The organism is Ignavibacterium sp. (genome assembly GCA_032027145.1).
Taxonomy (GTDB): Bacteria; Bacteroidota; Ignavibacteria; order Ignavibacteriales; family Ignavibacteriaceae; genus IGN3.
This window is the reverse complement of record JAVSMP010000001.1, coordinates 1,610,236-1,630,011: the sequence shown is the minus strand read 5'-3', so window position 1 is coordinate 1,630,011 and position 19,776 is coordinate 1,610,236. Positions and strand designations below refer to the sequence as shown.

Here is a 19,776-nt window from a genome sequence, read left to right as displayed (position 1 = left end):
TCCGGTTGGATTCCCATTTTTAATTTAAAAAAGTCATCAACTATTCCCGAACGACCCATACTTTAATCTTGGCACTAACACTTGGATGAAGTTTTAAATTAACACCGTAAATACCAAGTGCTTTAATTGGTTCTTCAATTTCAATCTTTCTCTTATCAATATTATGACCTTTTTCATTAAGTGCATCAGCAATCATTTGAGTAGTAACAGTACCGAATATCTTATCTTCTTCGCCAACCTGAACAGGTATAGTAATAGAAACTGGTTCCAGTTTAGCAGCAAATTCTTCGGCAGCTTTTAATTCCTGCTGATTTCTTTTTTCAACGGTTTTTTTCTCTTCTTCGAGTGCTTTAATATTTCCCTTTAAGGCAGCATATGCAATACCTCTGGGAAAGAGAAAATTTCTTGCAAAACCGCCCTTAACATCAACAACCTCTCCGATTTTACCCAGCTTCTCGAAGTCTTGTCTTAAAATAACTTTCATTGTTTTACTCCAACTTTTTTTAACTATCTGACAGTATCAGAAACGTAGGGCAATAATGCCATGTGTCTTGCTCGCTTTATTGCAATGGCAAGTTCACGTTGATACTTAGAGCTGGTGCCGGTTATTCTTTTAGGAATAATCTTACCTTGCTCTGTTATAAATTTCTGCAAAAGTTTTACATCCTTATAATCAATATATTTGATTCCACTTTGAGTAAATCTGCAGACTTTTTTAGTTTTAATTTCTTTCTTCATTTCCACTACCTGTTTGTTTAATTAAACTTGATTCTTCTTCAGATAAAAACTTATCAAAAGAATCTTCAGTATAGTCAATCGAATCATCAACAGCTATACTAGGTTCATCATCTTCAATCACACCATTTTCTTCAGAACCAATTAGTCTTTTATTCAAAAACTGTATTCTTCTGGCTTTGATTTCAACAACACTTCTGTTATGTCCTTCATCAGATTTCCAACTCCTGCTTTGCAACTCACCATCAACCAGCACAGCAGATCCTTTTCTTAATCTATCTCTACAGCTTTCAGCAAGTTTATTCCAGGCAACAACTCCAATGTAACAAACATCTTCCTGCCATTGATTAGAACTATCCTTAAATTTTCTATTTGAAGCAATTGAAAAATTTACAACAGGTGTTCTGTTAGTAGTTTCTCTAAAAGCAGGATCCTTTGTAAGATTACCAGCTACAATCACATAATTTATTTCCGGCATTTTCAAATCAGCCATTTGTAAACCTCCAAACTAAATCAAATTATTGTTAGTTATCATTTTCTTCATTATTAACATCCGGTTCTTCTGAAGCAATCGGAGCTTCTGCTATTTCAGATGTTATTTCTTCTTTTAGTGCAGCTGAAAGAGATTTGTTTTTTTCCAGCTGTTCCAGTGCTTCATTACTAAGATTTAATGTAAGATGTCTTAGTACTTGCTCATCCAATAAATAAATTCTTTCTAGTTTTGCAATCATATCTCTTGGACCGTCAAACCTGTAAATTGCATAGTATCCTATTTTGCTTTTTGCTACCGGATATGCAAGACGTTTTCTACCCCAATTCTCAATTTCGCGGATAGTTCCGCCATTAGAAATGATGAAATCTTTAATTTTGGTAAGAATTGCTTCGATTTGCTGATCATCTAATGCAGCATTAATAAGAATGGCACTTTCGTACACACCTGTTCTCATCTGTAATCACCTCCCTATGGGCATTTAGGCTCTCGCTATGTCTTTCAATAGCAAGAGCAGGGTTTAAAAATATTCTAATTTTATCTAATAAAAATTACTTAATTAATGGTGCAATAACAAGTGAAATTACTGACATAAGTTTTAATAAAATGTTTAATGATGGACCTGAGGTATCCTTAAATGGATCGCCAACAGTATCACCGACAACTGCAGCTTTATGGGCATCTGAGCCTTTAAAATATTTTTGTCCATTAACTTCAATTCCTTCTTCAAACATCTTTTTTGCATTATCCCAAGCACCACCGGCATTTGCCTGAAAAATTGCCATCAGCACACCTGATACAGTAACCCCAGCAATCAGTCCTCCTAACATTTCTTTATTTCCAAGAAATCCGGTTAAAACCGGCACAATAACCGCCAATAAACCCGGAAAGACCATTTGTCTGATTGCTGACTTTGTGGATATTTCAACACATTTTCCATATTCAGCTTTCCCATGTGCATCTTCAAAAATATCAACATCTTCTTTATTCCAGTCCGATTGATCTTTACCATGATTCCTCTTCATTACCTCTAAAGCAGCTTTTAATTGAGGAATTGAGTTAAACTGTCTTCTAACCTCTTCAATCATAGCCATTGCAGCTCTGCCTACAGCCTGCATAGCTATTGCTGAAAACAACAAAGGAATCATTGCTCCAACAAATAAACCAGCCATTACTTCAGATTTAGAAATATCAATAGTTTTTATATTCGCAGCAGTCATATATGCACCAAATAATGCAAGCGCTGTAAGTGCTGCTGAACCAATAGCAAAACCTTTACCAATCGCAGCAGTTGTATTTCCAACCGCATCTAGTTTATCAGTTCTTGATCTAACCTCTTTTGGAAGTTCAGACATCTCTGCAATTCCTCCGGCATTATCCGAGATTGGACCATAAGCATCTACAGCAAGTTGAATTCCTAAAATTGAAAGCATACCAACAGCAGCTATAGCAATTCCATATAAACCGCCAAAATTAAAGGACAGAATAATTGCAAATGCTAAAACAAGAATTGGAAGCGCAGTTGACATCATCCCAACACTTAAACCAGCAATTATATTTGTAGCTGAACCTGTAATTGATTGTCTTGCAATTCCAAGCACCGGGCTTTTTCCGCTTCCAGTATAAAACTCTGTTATCATTCCAATTAATGCACCTGTAATAATGCCAACGATTGTTGCAATAAAGATTCCTGTTGAAGTATAAAGATTACCTTTTACAGGATCAGCCCATTGATAAAGGGGATCCTGATAATACCAGCTCTCGGGTAAAAGCCATTTAATTATAAACCAGGAAGAGATCATCATTAATATTCCTGCAACAATATTTCCAAAGTTGAGTGCCTTTTGAGGATCACCGCCTTCTTTTACTTTAACGAAAAAAGTACCTACAATCGAAGCAATAATTCCAACACTGGCAATAACAAGTGGTAATAAAACAGCACCAAGCCCGTTAAAATTATTTGAAAATTCCGGAATTAAAAAAAACGCAGCTCCAAGAACCATTGTACTGACAATAGATCCAACATAAGATTCAAACAGATCTGCTCCCATACCAGCAACATCACCAACATTATCACCCACATTATCAGCAATTGTAGCCGGATTAAGCGGGTGATCTTCGGGGATTCCGGCTTCAACTTTTCCTACCAGATCCGCACCAACATCAGCAGCCTTAGTATAAATACCTCCTCCAACTCTAGCAAATAAAGCAATTGATGAAGCACCAAAAGAAAATCCTGTAATAATTGTAATCACTTTAGTAAGACTATCAACATCAGATAAACCATAAGTATCACCATAAATAAACAATAAACTGCCTAATCCTAACACACCTAAACCAACAACACCAAGACCCATAACGGAACCGCCTGCAAAAGCAATTTCCAGGGCTTTACCAAGGCTAATCCTCGCAGCCTGAGTTGTTCGCACGTTTGCTTTGGTTGCAACTCTCATACCTATAAAACCCGCTAAAGCAGAGCACAAAGCTCCAACGATAAAGGATATTCCAACAAGAGGAGATGAGTTAACTGTATTAGAACCACTATAAGCTAAAAGTGCTGCAACTACTATAACAAACACTACAAGAACCTTATACTCAGCTTTTAAAAATGCCATTGCACCTTCAGCAATATGACTGGAAATAACTTTCATTTTTTCTGTGCCAGCATCCTGTTTTGATATCCAGCTTGATTTCCAAAATGTGTATAATAATGCTAAAACACCAAATAATGGTATAATATGAAAAATTAAATCCATAGTTAACTCCTTACTGAATGTTTATTCTGTTTCTTTGTTTTTATTATTCTGATTTTTTAACTGACTGTAAGTAAAAAGCATTTTATCATAACCACCTGTAATAAAGCTTTCAATTAACTGAGAGCAAAATTCAAATGATTTAATCAATTGTGAAAATTCCGATTTTGAAAAATCTGACAAAACGTAATCAGATAAATGACCTTCATCAAAAATACTTCCTATACCAATTCTAAGTCTTGGGATTTCATCGGTATTCAAATGATAGATAATGGATTTAAGTCCATTATGTCCACCATCGCTTCCAGATTTTCTAATCCTTATTTCTGCAAAATTTAAGTTAATATCATCAACAAGGATTAGTACATTTTCTAAGTCAACTTTATAATGCTCACAGCATTGCTTCAAAGCTATACCACTTAAATTTACAAAAGTAGTTGGCTTAACTAAAGCAAATGGATTATTATCAATCTCCCCTTCTGAGTATTGACAATCAAACTTAGAAGAAGCAAATCTTAATGAGTTATGTATTGCAAAAAAATCGGTTAACAAAAATCCTGCATTATGTCTGTTTAACTGATAGCGTGAACCAGGATTTCCGATACCAAATATAATGCGCACTAAAACTATTCTTCTTTATCCTGTTTACCTTTAGCAATTACTTCAGGTTCTGCAGGTTCTGCACCTTCCTCAACAACAGGGGTTGCTTCCTTCTCTACCCTTGGATGTGTTACAGAAGCAATCATCGATTCCTCGGAATTAAGTATTGTATATTTTTCAGGCTTTAAATCTGATATATGAATAGCCTGCCCAAGTTTTAAATCTGTAATATCAATTTCAATATGTGCAGGAATATCAGAAGGAAAACATTCAATAAGTATTTTATGAAGAATATGCTGAAGAACTCCGCCTTCTTTAATTCCAATAGCACTTCCAACTAATTGAACTGGTATTTCCAATTGAATCTTTTCGTCTTTTTGTAAACCTAAAAAATCCACGTGTACTATTCTATCTGTAACAGGATCAAACTGAACATCTTTAATGATACATTCAAGCTCCATGTCTTTATCCACATTAAGCGTAATCAGATGTGTCTTTGATGTAAAAACCATAGGATTTACTAATCTTTCTTCAACTTCAACAGGAATAGGTTCGTGGTGCTTTGAATAAAATACTGCTGGTATCTTTCCTTCTCTGCGTAATAAACTTCTAGCTGCTTTATCAATTTTGGTTCTTTTCTTTGCGTTTAATATTACTTTCTCCATTTTATCTCCGGGTCTAAATTAACCTTTATCTATATTAAATAATGAACTGATTGATTCGTTTTTATATGTTCTTAAGATTGCATCACCAAATAAAGGTGCTGCTGAAATTTTTATAATTCGTTCACATTTATTTTCATCAAAATCAATTGTATCAGTAACAAATAGTTTATCTATTTGACTGTTATTTATTCTTTCATACGCCGGACCGGAAAGTAAAGGATGGGTAATAGCTCCAAATATTCTATTAGCTCCTTTTTCTTTCAATGCTTTTGTAGCGTTAACAAAAGTTCCGGCAGTATCTATAAGATCATCTACTAACAATATATCTTTGTTTTCTACATCACCAATTATATTCATAACTTCAGTAATGTTGTCTTTGGGACGTCTTTTATCAATTACAATTAAACCTGAGTTAAGCATTTTTGAATACGCTCTGGCAATTTTAATGCCTCCAACATCAGGAGATACAACAACCAAATTATCTGAAAGATTATTAAGATAATTTAGAAATATGGATGATCCATATAAATGGTCCATCGGAATATCAAAATAACCTTGGATCTGCGAAGCATGTAAATCCATTGTCATCACTCTATCGGCACCCGCCGAAGTAATTAGATTAGCCATTAGTTTAGCAGTAATTGCAACCCGGGGCTGATCCTTTCTATCTTGTCTGGCATACCCAAAATATGGAATAACAGCAGTAATTCTTTTTGCCGATGCTCTTTTTGCTGCATCAAGCATAATAAGTAATTCAACCAAATTATCAGACGGAGGATTTGTTGATTGAATCAAAAATACATCTCTGCCTCTGATGTTTTCACCATATTTAACCCAAATTTCCCCGTCACTAAATCGCTTTGATTCAAGAATACCTAATGGCACACCAATGGATTCAGCAATTCTTTCCGCTAATTGCTTATTTGAGTTGCCTGCAAAAATCAAGAATCCATCTGATGACACTTTGTAAACTCAATTTATTTTTTAAATAGGCGTCAAATATAACCAATGGGGCTTGTTAAGTCAATAAATTTGATATTTAAGAAATACTTTTGACTAATCTTTTCTCTTCTTAATCAGGAAAAAAATTACCATCAATAATACACTTCCAGCCAAGATGTAAATCCACCTAGGGGTTTCTTTAAGTTTATATGGCTTAAAAGTAACTGATATTGTTTTTCCACGTCCAATTTCATCAAGTGAATATGACCAAGTTAAATTATTTCCAGCCTTATTAGTTGCGTTATGAGTGATAATTTCACCCCGTATATTATATGAATATGTGATATGGTATTTACTTCCTTCAATTCCAAATCCGGTAGCAATAGGAGGTATAAACTGTGAAAATATCTTTTGACCAGATGCACCATCTTCTAAATGATATTTTGATTGAGCAAAAGCTTTGATTGTATTCAGTGAATCTACATGGTTAAATTTTATATTTATATCTGCCCGTATTGTTGAATCAGTTGAATCAGAATAGGAAGTGATATTTTGAATGGTGGTAAAATCAGAAGCAAACTCTTTTCTTATTGAATCAGGATTAAAAATTTCCAGATTCAATATTGTTGAAACTGAACTTGAGTCGGAATACTTCATCCAGTAATTAATCTGCATTTCACCAGAACCATCAGGATAGATTATAGTATTTTGATTATAATTAAGACAACCGGAAATCAATATTACTGATAGAAAACAGATCAACAATATTTTTTTCAATTCAATATCCCTTAATAATATTTTTTATGAGTTTAAATTTATAGAACATTCAGTAATTTATCATTATTTTTCGCATCCAAAATTTAGGAGTTTTAAATGCCAACGTATGAATATAAATGCACTAAATGTGGACATAGATTTGAAATTTTTCAATCAATGAAAGACGAGCCACTAAAAATCTGTCCTGTTTGTAAAGGTAAGATAAAAAGATTAATAGGTGCAGGTGCCGGTCCAATTTTTAAGGGAAGCGGTTTTTATCAAACAGATTATAAAAACTCTAATAATACCTCAACCGGAAATTCAAAAACTAACAATCAAGACATCAGTAATAAGGCAGGTTCAGAGAAGAAATCTGATTCAAAAACCAAAAATAAAGAGTAATAGCAGTTGGTGCTGATTAGAAATCAGCACCGATTGAAAAATAGAATATTGGGTCTGAAAAGTGATTAAAATTATAAGCCCAGGCAACATCAAATCTAAGTAAAAAGTAAAGGAAGAATACTCTAGCACCTACACCAGTACCCATAAGTAAATCTTTACTTCTAAAATAACCATCTGAATCTCTATTAAACAATTGCAGCTTACTTGTATTATCCCAAGCGGCACCGGCATCAATAAATGCAACACCAATAATGTTATTAAATAAGATTGGTAAAGGACCCGGAATCAAATACCTGATTAAAGGAAATCTCAGTTCATAATTCATAAGCAAATATTTGGTGCCGATACGTTCTGAATAATTATATCCTCTTAATGGTAACACAGCAGTTAAGAATGCATAATCGCTTGTAGATTCTATAGGGATCTCTGTTGTTGCAAATGAACGGTTTATCCAGTTTTCTATTCCACCCATAAAAAATCTTTGTGCATTTTCACCGCCAGAATATCCTCCTGAAAATCTAATGGCAAATGAATAATCTGTCCAGAATCTTAGATAGGTTCGGTAATCTCCGCTTAATGTATAAAAGCTTAATCGTTTATTTCCAAGTCCCGGATTTCCATAAGCTTCAAACCGATAACGGGTTCCCTGAATTGGAGCAGTATATCCCCACATAATATTATCGTGTACATAAGCCAATGAAGGTACAATAAACGATGCTTCATCAAGCGGATCGGAAAGATCATCAAGGTTTTCTCCACGCACATTAAGCCAACCTAAGCCGGCTTCCAAACGGTAGAATCTGTTAAGAGGCAATGATGCTGATAATGAAATGCCATAACTTCTGTATCTGAAAAAATTAATATAATTTCCTCTAATGATGTTAACAAACCTTGCAGTGTGAAAACCTTGAATACCATATTTAATCTTGCCGCTAAGGTTGTAATACGCTAAACCATAGTCAGAATTTTTAAGGTCAATCTGTAAACCAGTTACACCAATTAAACGGTGGTCACCCAGTACATCGCTAAAACTTAAAACAGTAGTTCCAATTAATCCATAAAATGTACTATAGCCAGCATTTGCATAAACAAGATCAGGTCCGAAGGTTATTTTATATTTATTAACAAGATAATTACCATTTTCATCAAGATTATTTTTTGGAATAAACAATGAGTCATTTGCATATACTTTTTCTTTATTAGTATCAGATGTACCAAAAATAAATTTTGAATAATCATTTGAGTTTTTATTTGATGTAGTATCTGATTCTACTACATCTCCTGTAAATATTTTTATCTGCTCCTCTTTATTTACTTCTTTTTCACTGGTTTGTGCAACCAATGTATCTTTAACAATTTTTTCATCAGTCTTAACATTTCGCTTTTCTTCCAGTTTGGAAATGTAGAGAGTTGGCTTAAGAGTATCTAATTGTGTTTTAGGCTCAAATGGATTATCAAGCATAAAAAGATTAAATACAGATTCGTATAGAGATGAAAAGACCAGCTTTTTACTGTCCTTGGATAAAGATAATTGATATAATCCGCTAATTGAATTTGTAATAGGGATAATTGGAATATCTGTAACTTTGATTGATTTTTCATCAGCAGATAAGTTTTTAATATAGATATTGTTTATACCGTTAATATCTGAAATAAAAATCAGTCTTTCTCCGTTAGCTTCTACTTTAGGAGAAGTTTCATCGCTAAACGGCAGATCAGTTATTCTAAAAATTTCTCTATCGGAAATATTAAGTTTGTAAATATCTTTTTGTGAGTAATTATGTTCTGAAATTTTAAAATCTTTATCAATATTACTTACATCAAGATAATCACCTCTATCAGAAACGAAATAGATCGCTTTATCGTCAGGCGACCATGCAGGATCTGAATCACTGAATATATCATTTGTAAGATCCGTAAGCTCTTTAGTTTCAAAATTATATATATAAATATCGGACTGCTTTGAAGTCTGACCTACAAATGCCAGATATTTTCCATCGTTTGACCAGGTAACACTTTCGATAGATTCCAAATCAAATTTCAATGTTTCTCTTTCATCTTCTTCAAGATCAAAAATGTATATAACATCAAAACCGCTATGCTCTGCGGATATTGCTATTTTATTTCCGTCAGGCGACCAGGTTAAACCCGGTGTTAAAATATTTAACTCTTCAAAATCAGGGGTCTGATTTCCTTCTGCAAGCGGACCGATTGTTTTTCCAGTTAATACATCCATAATGTACAAACCGAAATAATAATCCCTGTTTGAAATAAATGCAATTTTATCCCCCTGTGGCGAAAGCGTTGGAGAAGTATTATAAAACCCTTTATCTTTTTCGGGAAAGGTTAAACGTTTTGCAAAATCAACTGGATCATCTCTTAATGCAACATCAGGCCAAAAAGTTTTTTTAATTTCTTTCTTCCATCTTTGCCCAAGTTCTTTTATATCTATTCCAAGAGTTGCTTTAAATCCTTCTTCAACATTGCCGACACCTTTAATTTTATTAAGCAGTTCTCCAATTTTTTCTGTTCCGTATTTATTTGCTATATAGTAAAAAACTGACTGACCGCCACGATAGGCAAAATAATTATCTAATCTGTTTATCTCAGGCAAATACTCATTTACAGCGGCATCACGGATAAACATGTCAGTATCAACATCCCATCCTAATGCTTCATATTCTGCAAGACCCTCATTAAACCATAAAGGAAACTGAAGAGAAATATTATTTGTTATTATATTCTGGACTGATCCGCCATAGAACATATCATTCATAACAGCATGAACAAGTTCGTGATGAATCAGATGTCTGAATTGTTTATATGAACCGGTAAACTGAACAACAACTCTGTTTTTGAACAGTTCAGTAAAACCCTGAACACCTTCAGTAACGTATTCATCAATTACATTAGTTTCCTGAAATTCATTTTGTGAATTATAAATAATTAAAGTGATTCTGCTATTTACCCTGTAATTAAAAGCATTCTGTATTGATGTCAAAGCATCCTCTGCAGATTTTGCTGCAAACTCGGTTAGTGTTTCACCGCCTTGATTAAAGTAAATATCAAAATGTTTAGTTTGTATATAATACCAATCATAATCTTTGATATACAGTTTGTTTTTTCCAAACTGCGCAAACAATGTAGTTGAAAAAAACAGAACAACAGTCAAAAGTATTTTGAGTGGTCTCATTTTTTAATCCTTTGAATCAACAATTATAAAATCCAATTCCGATCGTTCCTCATCAACACGAATAAGCTTAACAAGTACTTTATCACCTAAACGATATTGTTTTTTGGTTCTCTTTCCAATGATAGCATATTTTTTTTCGTCGTGCTCATAATAGTCATCATCCAAATCCCGTAATCTTATTAATCCTTCTGCAAGTATGTCTGTAAGTTTAACAAAAATTCCAAAATTAATAATGCCAGAAATAATAGCTGAAAATTCATTGCCTAAATGATTCTTCAAATATTCTATCTGTTTTATTTTAACACTGAATCGCTCTGCTTCTACAGCATTTCTTTCAGTTGCAGATATATTGTCGCAAATTTCTTCCAACTGTGGAAGCGAATAAATTTCGCCCGCTTTATTATTAAGATAATAAAACAACAATCTATGCACAATCAAATCACTGTATCTTCTGATAGGCGAAGTGAAATGAGTATAATATTTAAACCCAAGACCATAATGACCAATGTTCTGTGTCGAGTAAACCGCTTTTGCCATTGAGCGGATAGCTAACTCATTAATTAATGCTTCTTCTTCTTTACCTTTAATCTGATTTAATAAATTCTGAAAGCTTGCTGATTTAGCTGAAGCATTGGGATCGAAAGAATATCCAAGTGTTTTTACAAATCTTGAAAACTCGATGATTTTATCTTTATCTGGTAAATCGTGAACCCGATAGACAAATGGCTTAACTGCCCCCTGTTTATCTGATGAAATATGAGAAGCTACAATTTTATTAGCAAGAAGCATATACTCTTCAATAAGCATATTACTTTCCAGAGACTGTTTTATTGCAATACTAACAGGAACTCCATTCTCATCCAGTTTGAATTTTACTTCAGGAGAAATAAAATCAAATGAACCTTCGCGCATTCTTTTTTTTCTGAGCAGCTGTGCAAGTTTATTAAGCAACAGCAAATCTTCTGAAAATGCTCCATTACCTTGTTCTATAATTTTTTGTGCTTCCTCATAGGTAAATCTTCTTTTACTATTGATTATCGTCCTGGCTATTTTATAATCAACTATTTTGCCTCTTGGTGTTATATTTACAATTACAGAATAAGTAAGCCGGTCTTTGTTTGGAATCAGTGAGCATATCTGATTAGATAATTTTTCCGGCAGCATTGGAATAACTTTACCAACGAAATAAACACTGTTGCCCCTGGAACTTGATTCCTGATCAAGAGCCGAACCTTTTTTTACATAATAAGAAACATCTGCAATGTGAATCCCAATTGAATAATTCCCGTTTTCAGATTTTTCAATTGATAACGCATCATCAAAATCCTTAGCATCATCAGGATCAATAGTAAAAACATTCTTATCGCGGTAATCAACTCTCTTGTTAATTTCATCTTCAGAAATATAAGCTGATATTTCATCTGCTTCAGTTAATACTGATTTAGGAAACTTGTATCTTAAATTAAACTCCCTTGAAAGTGAAAAAACCTCAGCATCAACAGAGCCGGCTTTTCCATAAACTTCAATTACTTCTCCTTCCGGATTAAGCATAGAACTATCCCAGGATAAATTTCCAACAACAACTTTGTCACCTGTTTTAGCCCCTTTAAGACGGGTTTTATTGATATAAATATCTCTGTGGATATTTGGATCATCAGGAGAAATGAAATAAAATGATTTGGATTTATTTAGCTTGCCAACATATTCTTTCCGCTTTCTTTTGATGATTCTTATAATCTGCCCTTCAAGATTTTTTCCTCTTTGTTTGGCAAATAATTCGACTTCAACTATATCACCATCAAGTGCAGCACCTAAGTTTCCCGAAGAAATAAAAATATCATTATTGTTCCCATTATTGATAATTACGAAACCATAACCATTTTTATTAATCTCTAATCTGCCTGTAAGTTTATTAGTTGGCGGTACTTTATTAAGCTGATATCGTTTACCAATTTTTATCAAAAAACCTTCTTCTTCAAGTTTGTGTATTGCAGCCTTCAGAGATGCATATTCATACTCGGAGATAAAACCAAGTTTTTTCGAAATATCTTTTGATTTATAACCTCTGCTCTGATTGCGGTTAAAAAACGCTTTTAATTCTTTTTTCATTAAAACTCAAAATTGTATTTAAGTCCGCCTTCAAAAAATAACGGATTGTTAAACGAAGAAGATTCATTTTCAGATTCCTTTCTCTCAAGCCGCAGTTGGAATCTTTGAGTTAACGGGTATTCAAGTCTTATATTAGCGCGGCTAAGATCCTGAAGCACTTCGGTTGATCCTCCAATTTCATATCTAAGTTTACCAGCTTTTCCAATTAAATTAAATTTTGTTTCTGTAGCAGTCTGCCTCAATTGAAACCCTTTCACATAATCGCTAAAATACTGATTTAAAACGCTTCCTATTAACGAGCCAGCAAGTGAGGTTGCAGTAGAAGCAAAAAGATTTTTGTCCTGTTCTGTTACGTTTTCATCATTTGGAAATTTACCCTGTAAAATAAAAAACATTGCATCTGTAACATTCTTACTAGGGTCTTTCTTGTCTTCATCAATATTCTGCCTGCCCATATAAACCCCAACATTATCTTCATCAGAAATAAAGTTTTTGTTTAGTTCACTCAGAGGACCTTTTAGTTTTATCTTTACAGCAACTTCTTGTTCGCTTTGTCCGGCATTATTGCCCGGAGGCAAATAGTAATCTTTATAAGTTGAAGTTATGTTTACAATGGGATCATCAATTTTATCAAATTTAATATTACCAGCAGCATCAAATGATTTAATAAAACTTAAAGTTGACCCTGGTAAAAGAGTAAGTTCGCCACCGGATTTTTGCTTGCCTCCAAATGACTGCAAAAAGAAATCGCCACCAAGCATTACTACAAACTTTTGGTCAAGCTCTTTAGACAAAATAACCACAATCTCCGCTTCTGTAGCCAGCTTGATATCAACAGTGTAATTAAATTTAGTTGAAGCTGCAGTATTACTGTTAATACTATCTTTTTTAATTCGTGCAGAAATTATACTATCAAGCTCAGACTCAAGCTGATCACGGAGGATATCTTGTTCTTCATATTTATAAATAAATCCAGACGAGCTTGAGTAAGCTGAACTGCTTAACGGAACAATTAAATCAGCAGTTGTAACATCAATTGGTAAATTTAGATAAGAGGTATTTTTATTTGCGGAATATGTAACCGCATCGCGTATTCTGATGGCAACATCGCCATAAATAATGGGACTTGCGGTTTTTGAAATCTGATCTAATACTTTTAAATCGCCTGTAAAAGATAGAAAGGTAGAATCAAGTTTAAATTCTTTTAATTTAACAAATCCGTTTCCTGTTAAAGTACCTCCGTTTAAAGTTCCTGAAGAATTCTTCAGCTCAATATTTTCAATAGTAACATCTTCATCATCAATCCAAACTTTTGTCCGCAAATCATAATCAAGATTATTATTAGTTACTTTAAATGATGCATCATTAATACTAAAATATCCCATTGCTATCGGTTGGGATAATGTTCCGGATAAATCAATTTCAGTTTCCAGCTTGCCTTTGTTAAACTGAACAAAAGGGATAATATCTTTTAACGAGCTTAGATTAAATTCATCTGATTCAATTGACAGATTGATAGACCTCTCAGACCTATCAACACTATCTGCTGCAGATGAGAGGTTTAACGGAATATATCCGCTTATAGAAAGTGCCGGATCATTATAATCAAGAGTTGAATCGAGAAGTCTTATATCTGTATTTAATGAATTATTTTCATAATCAAACACCGAAAAGAGTGAACCGAAATTACTATTGCCATAAGTAATGTCTTCTACTGAAGCATTAATACTAAAAACCGGATCTGAAAAATTACCTGTAAGTGATCCTGATAAATTTATATCTGATTGAATTTTCCTTTCGGTTTTTTTTGCCAATAAACCATTTATTACTTTTTCACCTTCAAGTGATTTTAATGTGATGTTAGCCTTATGATCTCCTTCAAATCCTGATTCACCTGAGATTTCAAGCTCAGCACCTGCTATATCTAAAAGAAATTTATCAAATGTAATTACTTTATCGCGGTAAGCGATTTGTATGTTGCCGCTGTTCTTAACTTCTAATGCATTATAAATAATTTGTAATGCGGGTAGCTCCAGAATTAATTTTTGATCATCAACTTTAAGATTAGCAGTTATATCTGTCTTTAAGTTCTTTTCTAAATCCATTTGTATTCTGGAAGTCACCTTATTGTTATCAATATCTAATTCAGCATTGAGGTTATAAAAGTTACTGCCAGCATAAATACGGTCTGAGGTTAACTTCAAACCAGCATTCAAAATATCCTTATCGTTAAGGTTAAAACTATTACTTAAATTAAAATCCAACGATGTGTTGATCAGAAAATAAACATCTGTGTTAGTCAGAAATTTCAAATATCCAAAATCAGAATCCATATCCAATAAAAGCTGTTCATCTTTACTGCTTATCTTACCGCTTATCAAACCATCCAATTCTACAGTATTGTTACCGAAAGCTATTTTTACTGACTCCTTAAAATCCAAAAGATATGTAAACGCAAAGTCCTGCAGTTTTTCATCCAAATTATTTTCAACTGAAGTATTTATTTCAAGGCTAACTGAGTCATCATCGAAAACGCTTAAATATCTTTCTGTAATATTTTTGTTCAATATTTCTGCTTCCCTCGAAAACACACTCCCCAAAGTTGTTAATTTGAAATCGCCATTAATCGTAAAATCAGCAATATCAGAAATAAGATTTACAATTTTGTTTCCATTATCATTTCTTCTTACATCAAGAATTAAACGCGTACTGTCAATCTTAAAATCCATAAATGCTGTATTCTGTATATCAGTAACTAAAAACAAATCAATGCTATCGGGATTAAATCCCTGCCCGCTTACATCAAACGAAAGACTAATATCTGATTGAAGTGATGAGTTATTAAGCAGTCTGGCAAGATTAATTTCACTTATTCTGCCCTTAACTTCATAAGAAGGATCATTAGAATTAGTAAAATCAATATCCGCATTAAGTAATGCAGAGCTTGAATCTCCACTGAAATACATTGAAGAAGTTATCAAGCCATTTTCAGCTTTGGAATTAATTTTCAAATCCTGTAAAAAGCTGCCTCCGAAGACTGATGAACCAGCATCAAGGGCTAATTCCATCTTCATTTTGTCTGGGTCAAAACCGGCTCCGCTTATTGTTATATCCGAATTAAAGCTTGTTGGAATAGAAATAAATGAAGACAAATCAAGCTTTGAGGTCTTAAGTTTAATATCGTATAACATATCAACAGGTCTTAAATCTAACTTTGCTTCACCTGAAAGATTACCCAAATCAGTTTTTAGTGCAAACTTTGAATTAAAGTTTAGCGGACCGCCTTTGTAACTTAAAGTATCAAACTTAACAACACCAAGCATATTAAATTCGGGCAAATCAAAACCTGCCAGCAGTTTATTTGGATCAGAAGGGTCGAGATAAGAATCATTAAGACTTACATCAAAAAACATATTATCAACATCAAGCAGATTTTTAAGATTTGCTTTTCCAGTCAACCTTGTATTATTATAAAGAACTTCCAGATTTTTAATTTGCAAATCACTTAAAGTACCAGAGGTTTCTATTTGTGCTGCAATTGAACCGTTGAGCATACTCATTGCAGGAATAAATGTTGAGAAGTCTGCAAAATTTAAATTTACCGCATCCATACTTATTCTGACTGGTGCTTCAGCTAACGACTCGGTAGAAAAGTTATTCAGGAAATCCACACCTAAAACAGCTGCATTAATTTCAACATCAGACTCATTAGTTTTCAACCGAAGTTTATTTATACCTGCAAGATTAGGAGTGATTAAAAATGTTCCTGAAAAACTCTTTAATTGAAAAACATCAAAGTTCGGTGAAAAAGAAAAATCATCTATTGTCAGTCTGTAATTGTATTTATTAAGATCAGCAAATGCATTAAACCTTAAGTTCAGATCTTTTATTCTCAAATCACTGGTGTTGATATCCGGATAAGAAGTGGTACTTCCAACTTTATCAAAATGCTGCATAGAAAAATCAACATTCGTAAGTGCAAAATCTGCAACTTCAATGGTAAACGGAAACTCAGAGCTAGTTGTATCTTCCGGTTCATCTGATGATGGAAATATTTTGAGAAGATTTAATTCGCCATCTTCTTCTTCAACTAATTTGATACGTGCATTTTTCAGTTCAAATTTTCTTACATAAATATTTTTGAACAAAATTTTCAACGGACTTGTTCTAAGTTCAATCTTGTCGGCAGAAACTACCGTATCATTCTGCAAAGTAGATAAAGTAGCATTTTTAATTATCAACGAGGTAAATATTGTACCTTCAATTTCGCCAATTGAAAGTTTTCCATTTATTTCATCGTTAACCGTTTCAATTACAAAATCACGAAGCCAGCTTTTAAAGAAAGATGTTTGAGAGACTCCAAAAAAAATCATCAAGAGCATGAAAATAAACAGAAATGTAAAAATGAAAATATTCACACCGTATCGTAAAGTTTTTCTTCCTCTGCCGATTATCTTATTCCCCTCTTGCTGTAACTTTTCTTTTTTCACTGATCTTAAAAGCGGTCTTTTATAAGTTGAATAATTTTTGAAGTAGATTGATCATTTACAAACCTGATTGTTTTTACTATGCCGCCATTAGCCTCAACTATATCTCTTCCAACAATTTTATCAATAGACCAATCTGCACCTTTAACCAATATATCTGGTAGTAATTCATTAATAATTTCTGCAGGAGTATCTTCATCAAAAAAAGTTACATAATCTACGGGTTTAAGATTGGAAACTATAAAAGCTCTTTCTTCCTGTTTTAAGATTGGTCTTTTATCTCCTTTAATCCGTTTAATTGATTGATCCGAATTCAAGGCAACAATAAGAATATCACCCAGCTCTTTTGCTTTAACAAGATAATCAACATGTCCGGAATGAATTAAATCAAAACAGCCGTTTGTAAATACAACTTTTTTGTTTGTCACTTTTAACCGATTACGGATTTCTTTCAATTCTTCAATTGATTTAATACTGTTCATTTATTTTCTCTGATAATTGTATTAAACAGTTTATCAATTTCAATAGGAACAATTCCAACTTCTTCGCAGACCAATCCTCCGGCATAATTTGCAAGGAAAGATGCTTCATAAATATTTGCTCCTGCTGCAAGCGCAATAGTTAATGTAGAAATAACAGTATCACCTGCACCGGATACATCAGCTACTTTTCTTGCTTTTGTCGGCATTCTCATTTCCGGTTTGCCTCTTTCAAAAACAGCTATACCGCCTTCGCCAAGAGTCAACAAAACATTTTTAGCGTTTAGTTTTTTTAATAAAGTATTTCCTGCAACAGAAATATCTACATCAGTTTTTATTTTTATTCCAAGTATATCTTCAGCTTCTTTTCTGTTAGGTTTGATAACGGTTACATTTTTGTATTCAAAAAAATTATTAAACTTTGGATCAACTGTAATGATTATATTACTTTTATTGGCAAGTTTAATCAGCTGTTTAATCATTGGAGCTGATAATACCCCTTTGTTATAATCCTGCAAAATAATTCCATCGAGATTTTTGATTAAACTTTTTATATAATCAAAAATTTTACCTTGAATAGTTTTATTCAAGACCTGTTTATTTTCTTTATCAATACGAACTATGTGCTGACTATCCGCTATTACTCTTGTTTTAGTTGTTGTCGGTCTTGAGTCATCTTCAATTATTCCATTACGATTTATTTTTTGTTCGTTTAATAATGAATTAAAAATTGCACCGTAATTATCATAACCAATAACACCTATCGGTTCAGCTATACCGCCTAAAGTATTAATATTTAATGCACAATTAGCTGCCCCGCCAAATCTGTAAAATTCATTCTCCACTTCAAGCACAGGGACGGGTGCTTCGGGCGAAATCCTTTTAACATCACCCCAGAAATATATATCAAGCATCATATCGCCAACTATAGCAATACGTTTACCTTTTATGTTGTTCTTTAATTGTAACAATCTCTTTGCAGAAATCTTATTCATTGATAAACCAGAATAGTTAATAAATCTGGTTTAAAAATAGTTATAAAAAAAATTGGTAAAAAGCAGGAATGAAGGGAGTAATATCAGCACTCTATTTTATCTTAAGTAATAGTTTAGATGCCGTATGCTTGTTAAACTACAAATTCCAATTATAACTGAAAATCAATTTGTGCTGATGGCATAAATAAAAATTCTGTTCCGCCTGTTATTGACACTTCATTTACCATTTTAGCTGAAACAACTAATCTGAAATACTGCCCAAGATTAAAAGCAATACCTGCATTGAAATACAGAAATCCAGCTGATAAGTCTGATCGTTTATCAACCTCTGTATAGCTTCCGAAAAAAGGAGGTAAGAGGAAAAGCGGATAGCTGTAGCTGCCCGGTTCATATCCCAAAAGATTTTGCATAAAATAACCTCCGGTAATATACCAGTTTATAAAACTTGAATCATACGATGAATTTATAGTTAATGTAGCGAATGGATTTATATTTGTAACTACCCCCTTATCAGCGTAAAATGAAATATATTCCTTTGTCTCCCAGATAGAACTGGTTCTGGTACGAACAATAGTTAAAGCATCAAAACTATACTCTTGAATTGTTGCGCCAAAATCAAATCTTACATTTGGGTTTACATTGTGTGTATGAAATCCAATTCCAATATTTCCCCCCAGCAGGTTTATATCATCTCCACCTGATAAATTCATACCTCCAAATAAAGATACTCCTTTAGATAACTTGAAATCCAAATCTAACCCCGCAGTATATTTGTAAGATTGCCAAACGAGGTTTTTATACTTTGGCTTATAATAAACACTATCATTAAATTTTATAGTATGTTGATATCGTCCACCGGTTGAAGAGATAATTTTATGATTTTTTGTCAATATCGAAAAACGAGGAGAGATGGTTATATCACCAGTTTCTTTATTAATATTTAAATGTGTTGGTGGTGTAATTATTGGTGCATCAACCTTTACATCACCTAAATAGATGGTTTGCTCTACCTCTATTGCACATCCAATAAGTGAAAAGACTATTGATAATACTGACAAATATAAAACTGATTTATTTCCTGTTTTCATTTTAGCACCTTTAAGAGATTTTCAATGAAAACATAGTTGAAATTTATTCAGTAGTTGTCATCAAGATATGAGGGAAATGTAA

Annotated in this window: 16 protein-coding genes; 1 reads left to right on the top strand and 15 read right to left on the bottom strand. The window is 33.1% G+C overall.

Going from position 1 to position 19,776, the window contains the following annotated elements; genetic code table 11:
• Positions 1-40 precede the first annotated feature (40 nt).
• The 9 genes from rplI to ROY99_06665 all read right to left on the bottom strand — a co-directional run bounded on the left by rplI (position 41) and on the right by ROY99_06665 (position 6,962).
• Positions 41-484 (bottom strand): 50S ribosomal protein L9, encoded by a 444-nt coding sequence (gene rplI / locus ROY99_06705; GenBank protein ID MDT3696068.1) that lies wholly within the window; start codon positions 482-484, stop codon positions 41-43.
• A gap of 23 nt (positions 485-507) precedes the next feature.
• A complete protein-coding gene (gene rpsR, locus ROY99_06700; protein MDT3696067.1) occupies positions 508-738 on the bottom strand; it encodes a 30S ribosomal protein S18 in 231 nt (76 codons plus the stop codon).
• On the bottom strand, positions 722-1,228 hold the full coding sequence (locus ROY99_06695) for a single-stranded DNA-binding protein (GenBank protein ID MDT3696066.1): 507 nt from the start codon (positions 1,226-1,228) through the stop codon (positions 722-724). The genes rpsR and ROY99_06695 overlap by 17 nt, the downstream gene beginning before the upstream one ends.
• Positions 1,229-1,259: 31 nt before the next feature.
• A complete protein-coding gene (gene rpsF, locus ROY99_06690) occupies positions 1,260-1,682 on the bottom strand; it encodes a 30S ribosomal protein S6 (protein MDT3696065.1) in 423 nt (140 codons plus the stop codon).
• A gap of 94 nt (positions 1,683-1,776) precedes the next feature.
• On the bottom strand, positions 1,777-3,981 hold the full coding sequence (locus ROY99_06685; GenBank protein MDT3696064.1) for a sodium-translocating pyrophosphatase: 2,205 nt from the start codon (positions 3,979-3,981) through the stop codon (positions 1,777-1,779).
• Between the two features lie 21 nt (positions 3,982-4,002).
• Positions 4,003-4,599 carry an aminoacyl-tRNA hydrolase gene (gene pth / locus ROY99_06680; GenBank protein MDT3696063.1) on the bottom strand — a complete coding sequence of 199 codons (597 nt, stop codon included), beginning with the start codon at positions 4,597-4,599 and terminating at the stop codon, positions 4,003-4,005.
• Positions 4,600-4,604: 5 nt separating this feature from the next.
• Positions 4,605-5,243 (bottom strand): 50S ribosomal protein L25, encoded by a 639-nt coding sequence (locus ROY99_06675; GenBank protein ID MDT3696062.1) that lies wholly within the window; start codon positions 5,241-5,243, stop codon positions 4,605-4,607.
• 18 nt (positions 5,244-5,261) lie between these two features.
• Positions 5,262-6,188 carry a ribose-phosphate pyrophosphokinase gene (locus ROY99_06670; protein MDT3696061.1) on the bottom strand — a complete coding sequence of 309 codons (927 nt, stop codon included), beginning with the start codon at positions 6,186-6,188 and terminating at the stop codon, positions 5,262-5,264.
• 111 nt (positions 6,189-6,299) lie between these two features.
• Positions 6,300-6,962 (bottom strand): hypothetical protein, encoded by a 663-nt coding sequence (locus tag ROY99_06665; GenBank protein MDT3696060.1) that lies wholly within the window; start codon positions 6,960-6,962, stop codon positions 6,300-6,302.
• 96 nt (positions 6,963-7,058) lie between these two features.
• Here ROY99_06665 and ROY99_06660 point away from each other — a divergent pair, with 96 nt between their 5' ends.
• The gene (locus ROY99_06660) at positions 7,059-7,343 is read left to right on the top strand and encodes an FmdB family zinc ribbon protein (GenBank protein MDT3696059.1); all 285 of its coding nucleotides are present in this window, start codon (positions 7,059-7,061) and stop codon (positions 7,341-7,343) included.
• Between the two features lie 16 nt (positions 7,344-7,359).
• On the opposite strand, the gene ROY99_06655 is transcribed toward ROY99_06660, so the two are convergent.
• The 6 genes from ROY99_06655 to ROY99_06630 form a co-directional block, all read right to left on the bottom strand.
• Positions 7,360-10,536 carry a peptidase MA family metallohydrolase gene (locus ROY99_06655; protein MDT3696058.1) on the bottom strand — a complete coding sequence of 1,059 codons (3,177 nt, stop codon included), beginning with the start codon at positions 10,534-10,536 and terminating at the stop codon, positions 7,360-7,362.
• A gap of 3 nt (positions 10,537-10,539) precedes the next feature.
• Positions 10,540-12,645 (bottom strand): ribonuclease R, encoded by a 2,106-nt coding sequence (rnr, locus tag ROY99_06650; GenBank protein MDT3696057.1) that lies wholly within the window; start codon positions 12,643-12,645, stop codon positions 10,540-10,542.
• Positions 12,645-17,135 carry a hypothetical protein gene (locus tag ROY99_06645; GenBank protein ID MDT3696056.1) on the bottom strand — a complete coding sequence of 1,497 codons (4,491 nt, stop codon included), beginning with the start codon at positions 17,133-17,135 and terminating at the stop codon, positions 12,645-12,647. The genes rnr and ROY99_06645 overlap by 1 nt, the downstream gene beginning before the upstream one ends.
• A 5-nt stretch (positions 17,136-17,140) precedes the next feature.
• Positions 17,141-17,614: a D-glycero-beta-D-manno-heptose 1-phosphate adenylyltransferase gene (gene rfaE2, locus ROY99_06640; GenBank protein MDT3696055.1), complete on the bottom strand. Its 474-nt coding sequence runs from the start codon at positions 17,612-17,614 to the stop codon at positions 17,141-17,143.
• Positions 17,611-18,606, bottom strand: a complete 996-nt coding sequence (rfaE1, locus tag ROY99_06635) for a D-glycero-beta-D-manno-heptose-7-phosphate kinase (protein MDT3696054.1) — start codon at positions 18,604-18,606, stop codon at positions 17,611-17,613. Before rfaE1 ends, rfaE2 begins: the two co-directional genes overlap by 4 nt.
• 149 nt (positions 18,607-18,755) lie before the next feature.
• Positions 18,756-19,694 (bottom strand): hypothetical protein, encoded by a 939-nt coding sequence (locus tag ROY99_06630; GenBank protein MDT3696053.1) that lies wholly within the window; start codon positions 19,692-19,694, stop codon positions 18,756-18,758.
• Positions 19,695-19,776: the final 82 nt, after the last annotated feature.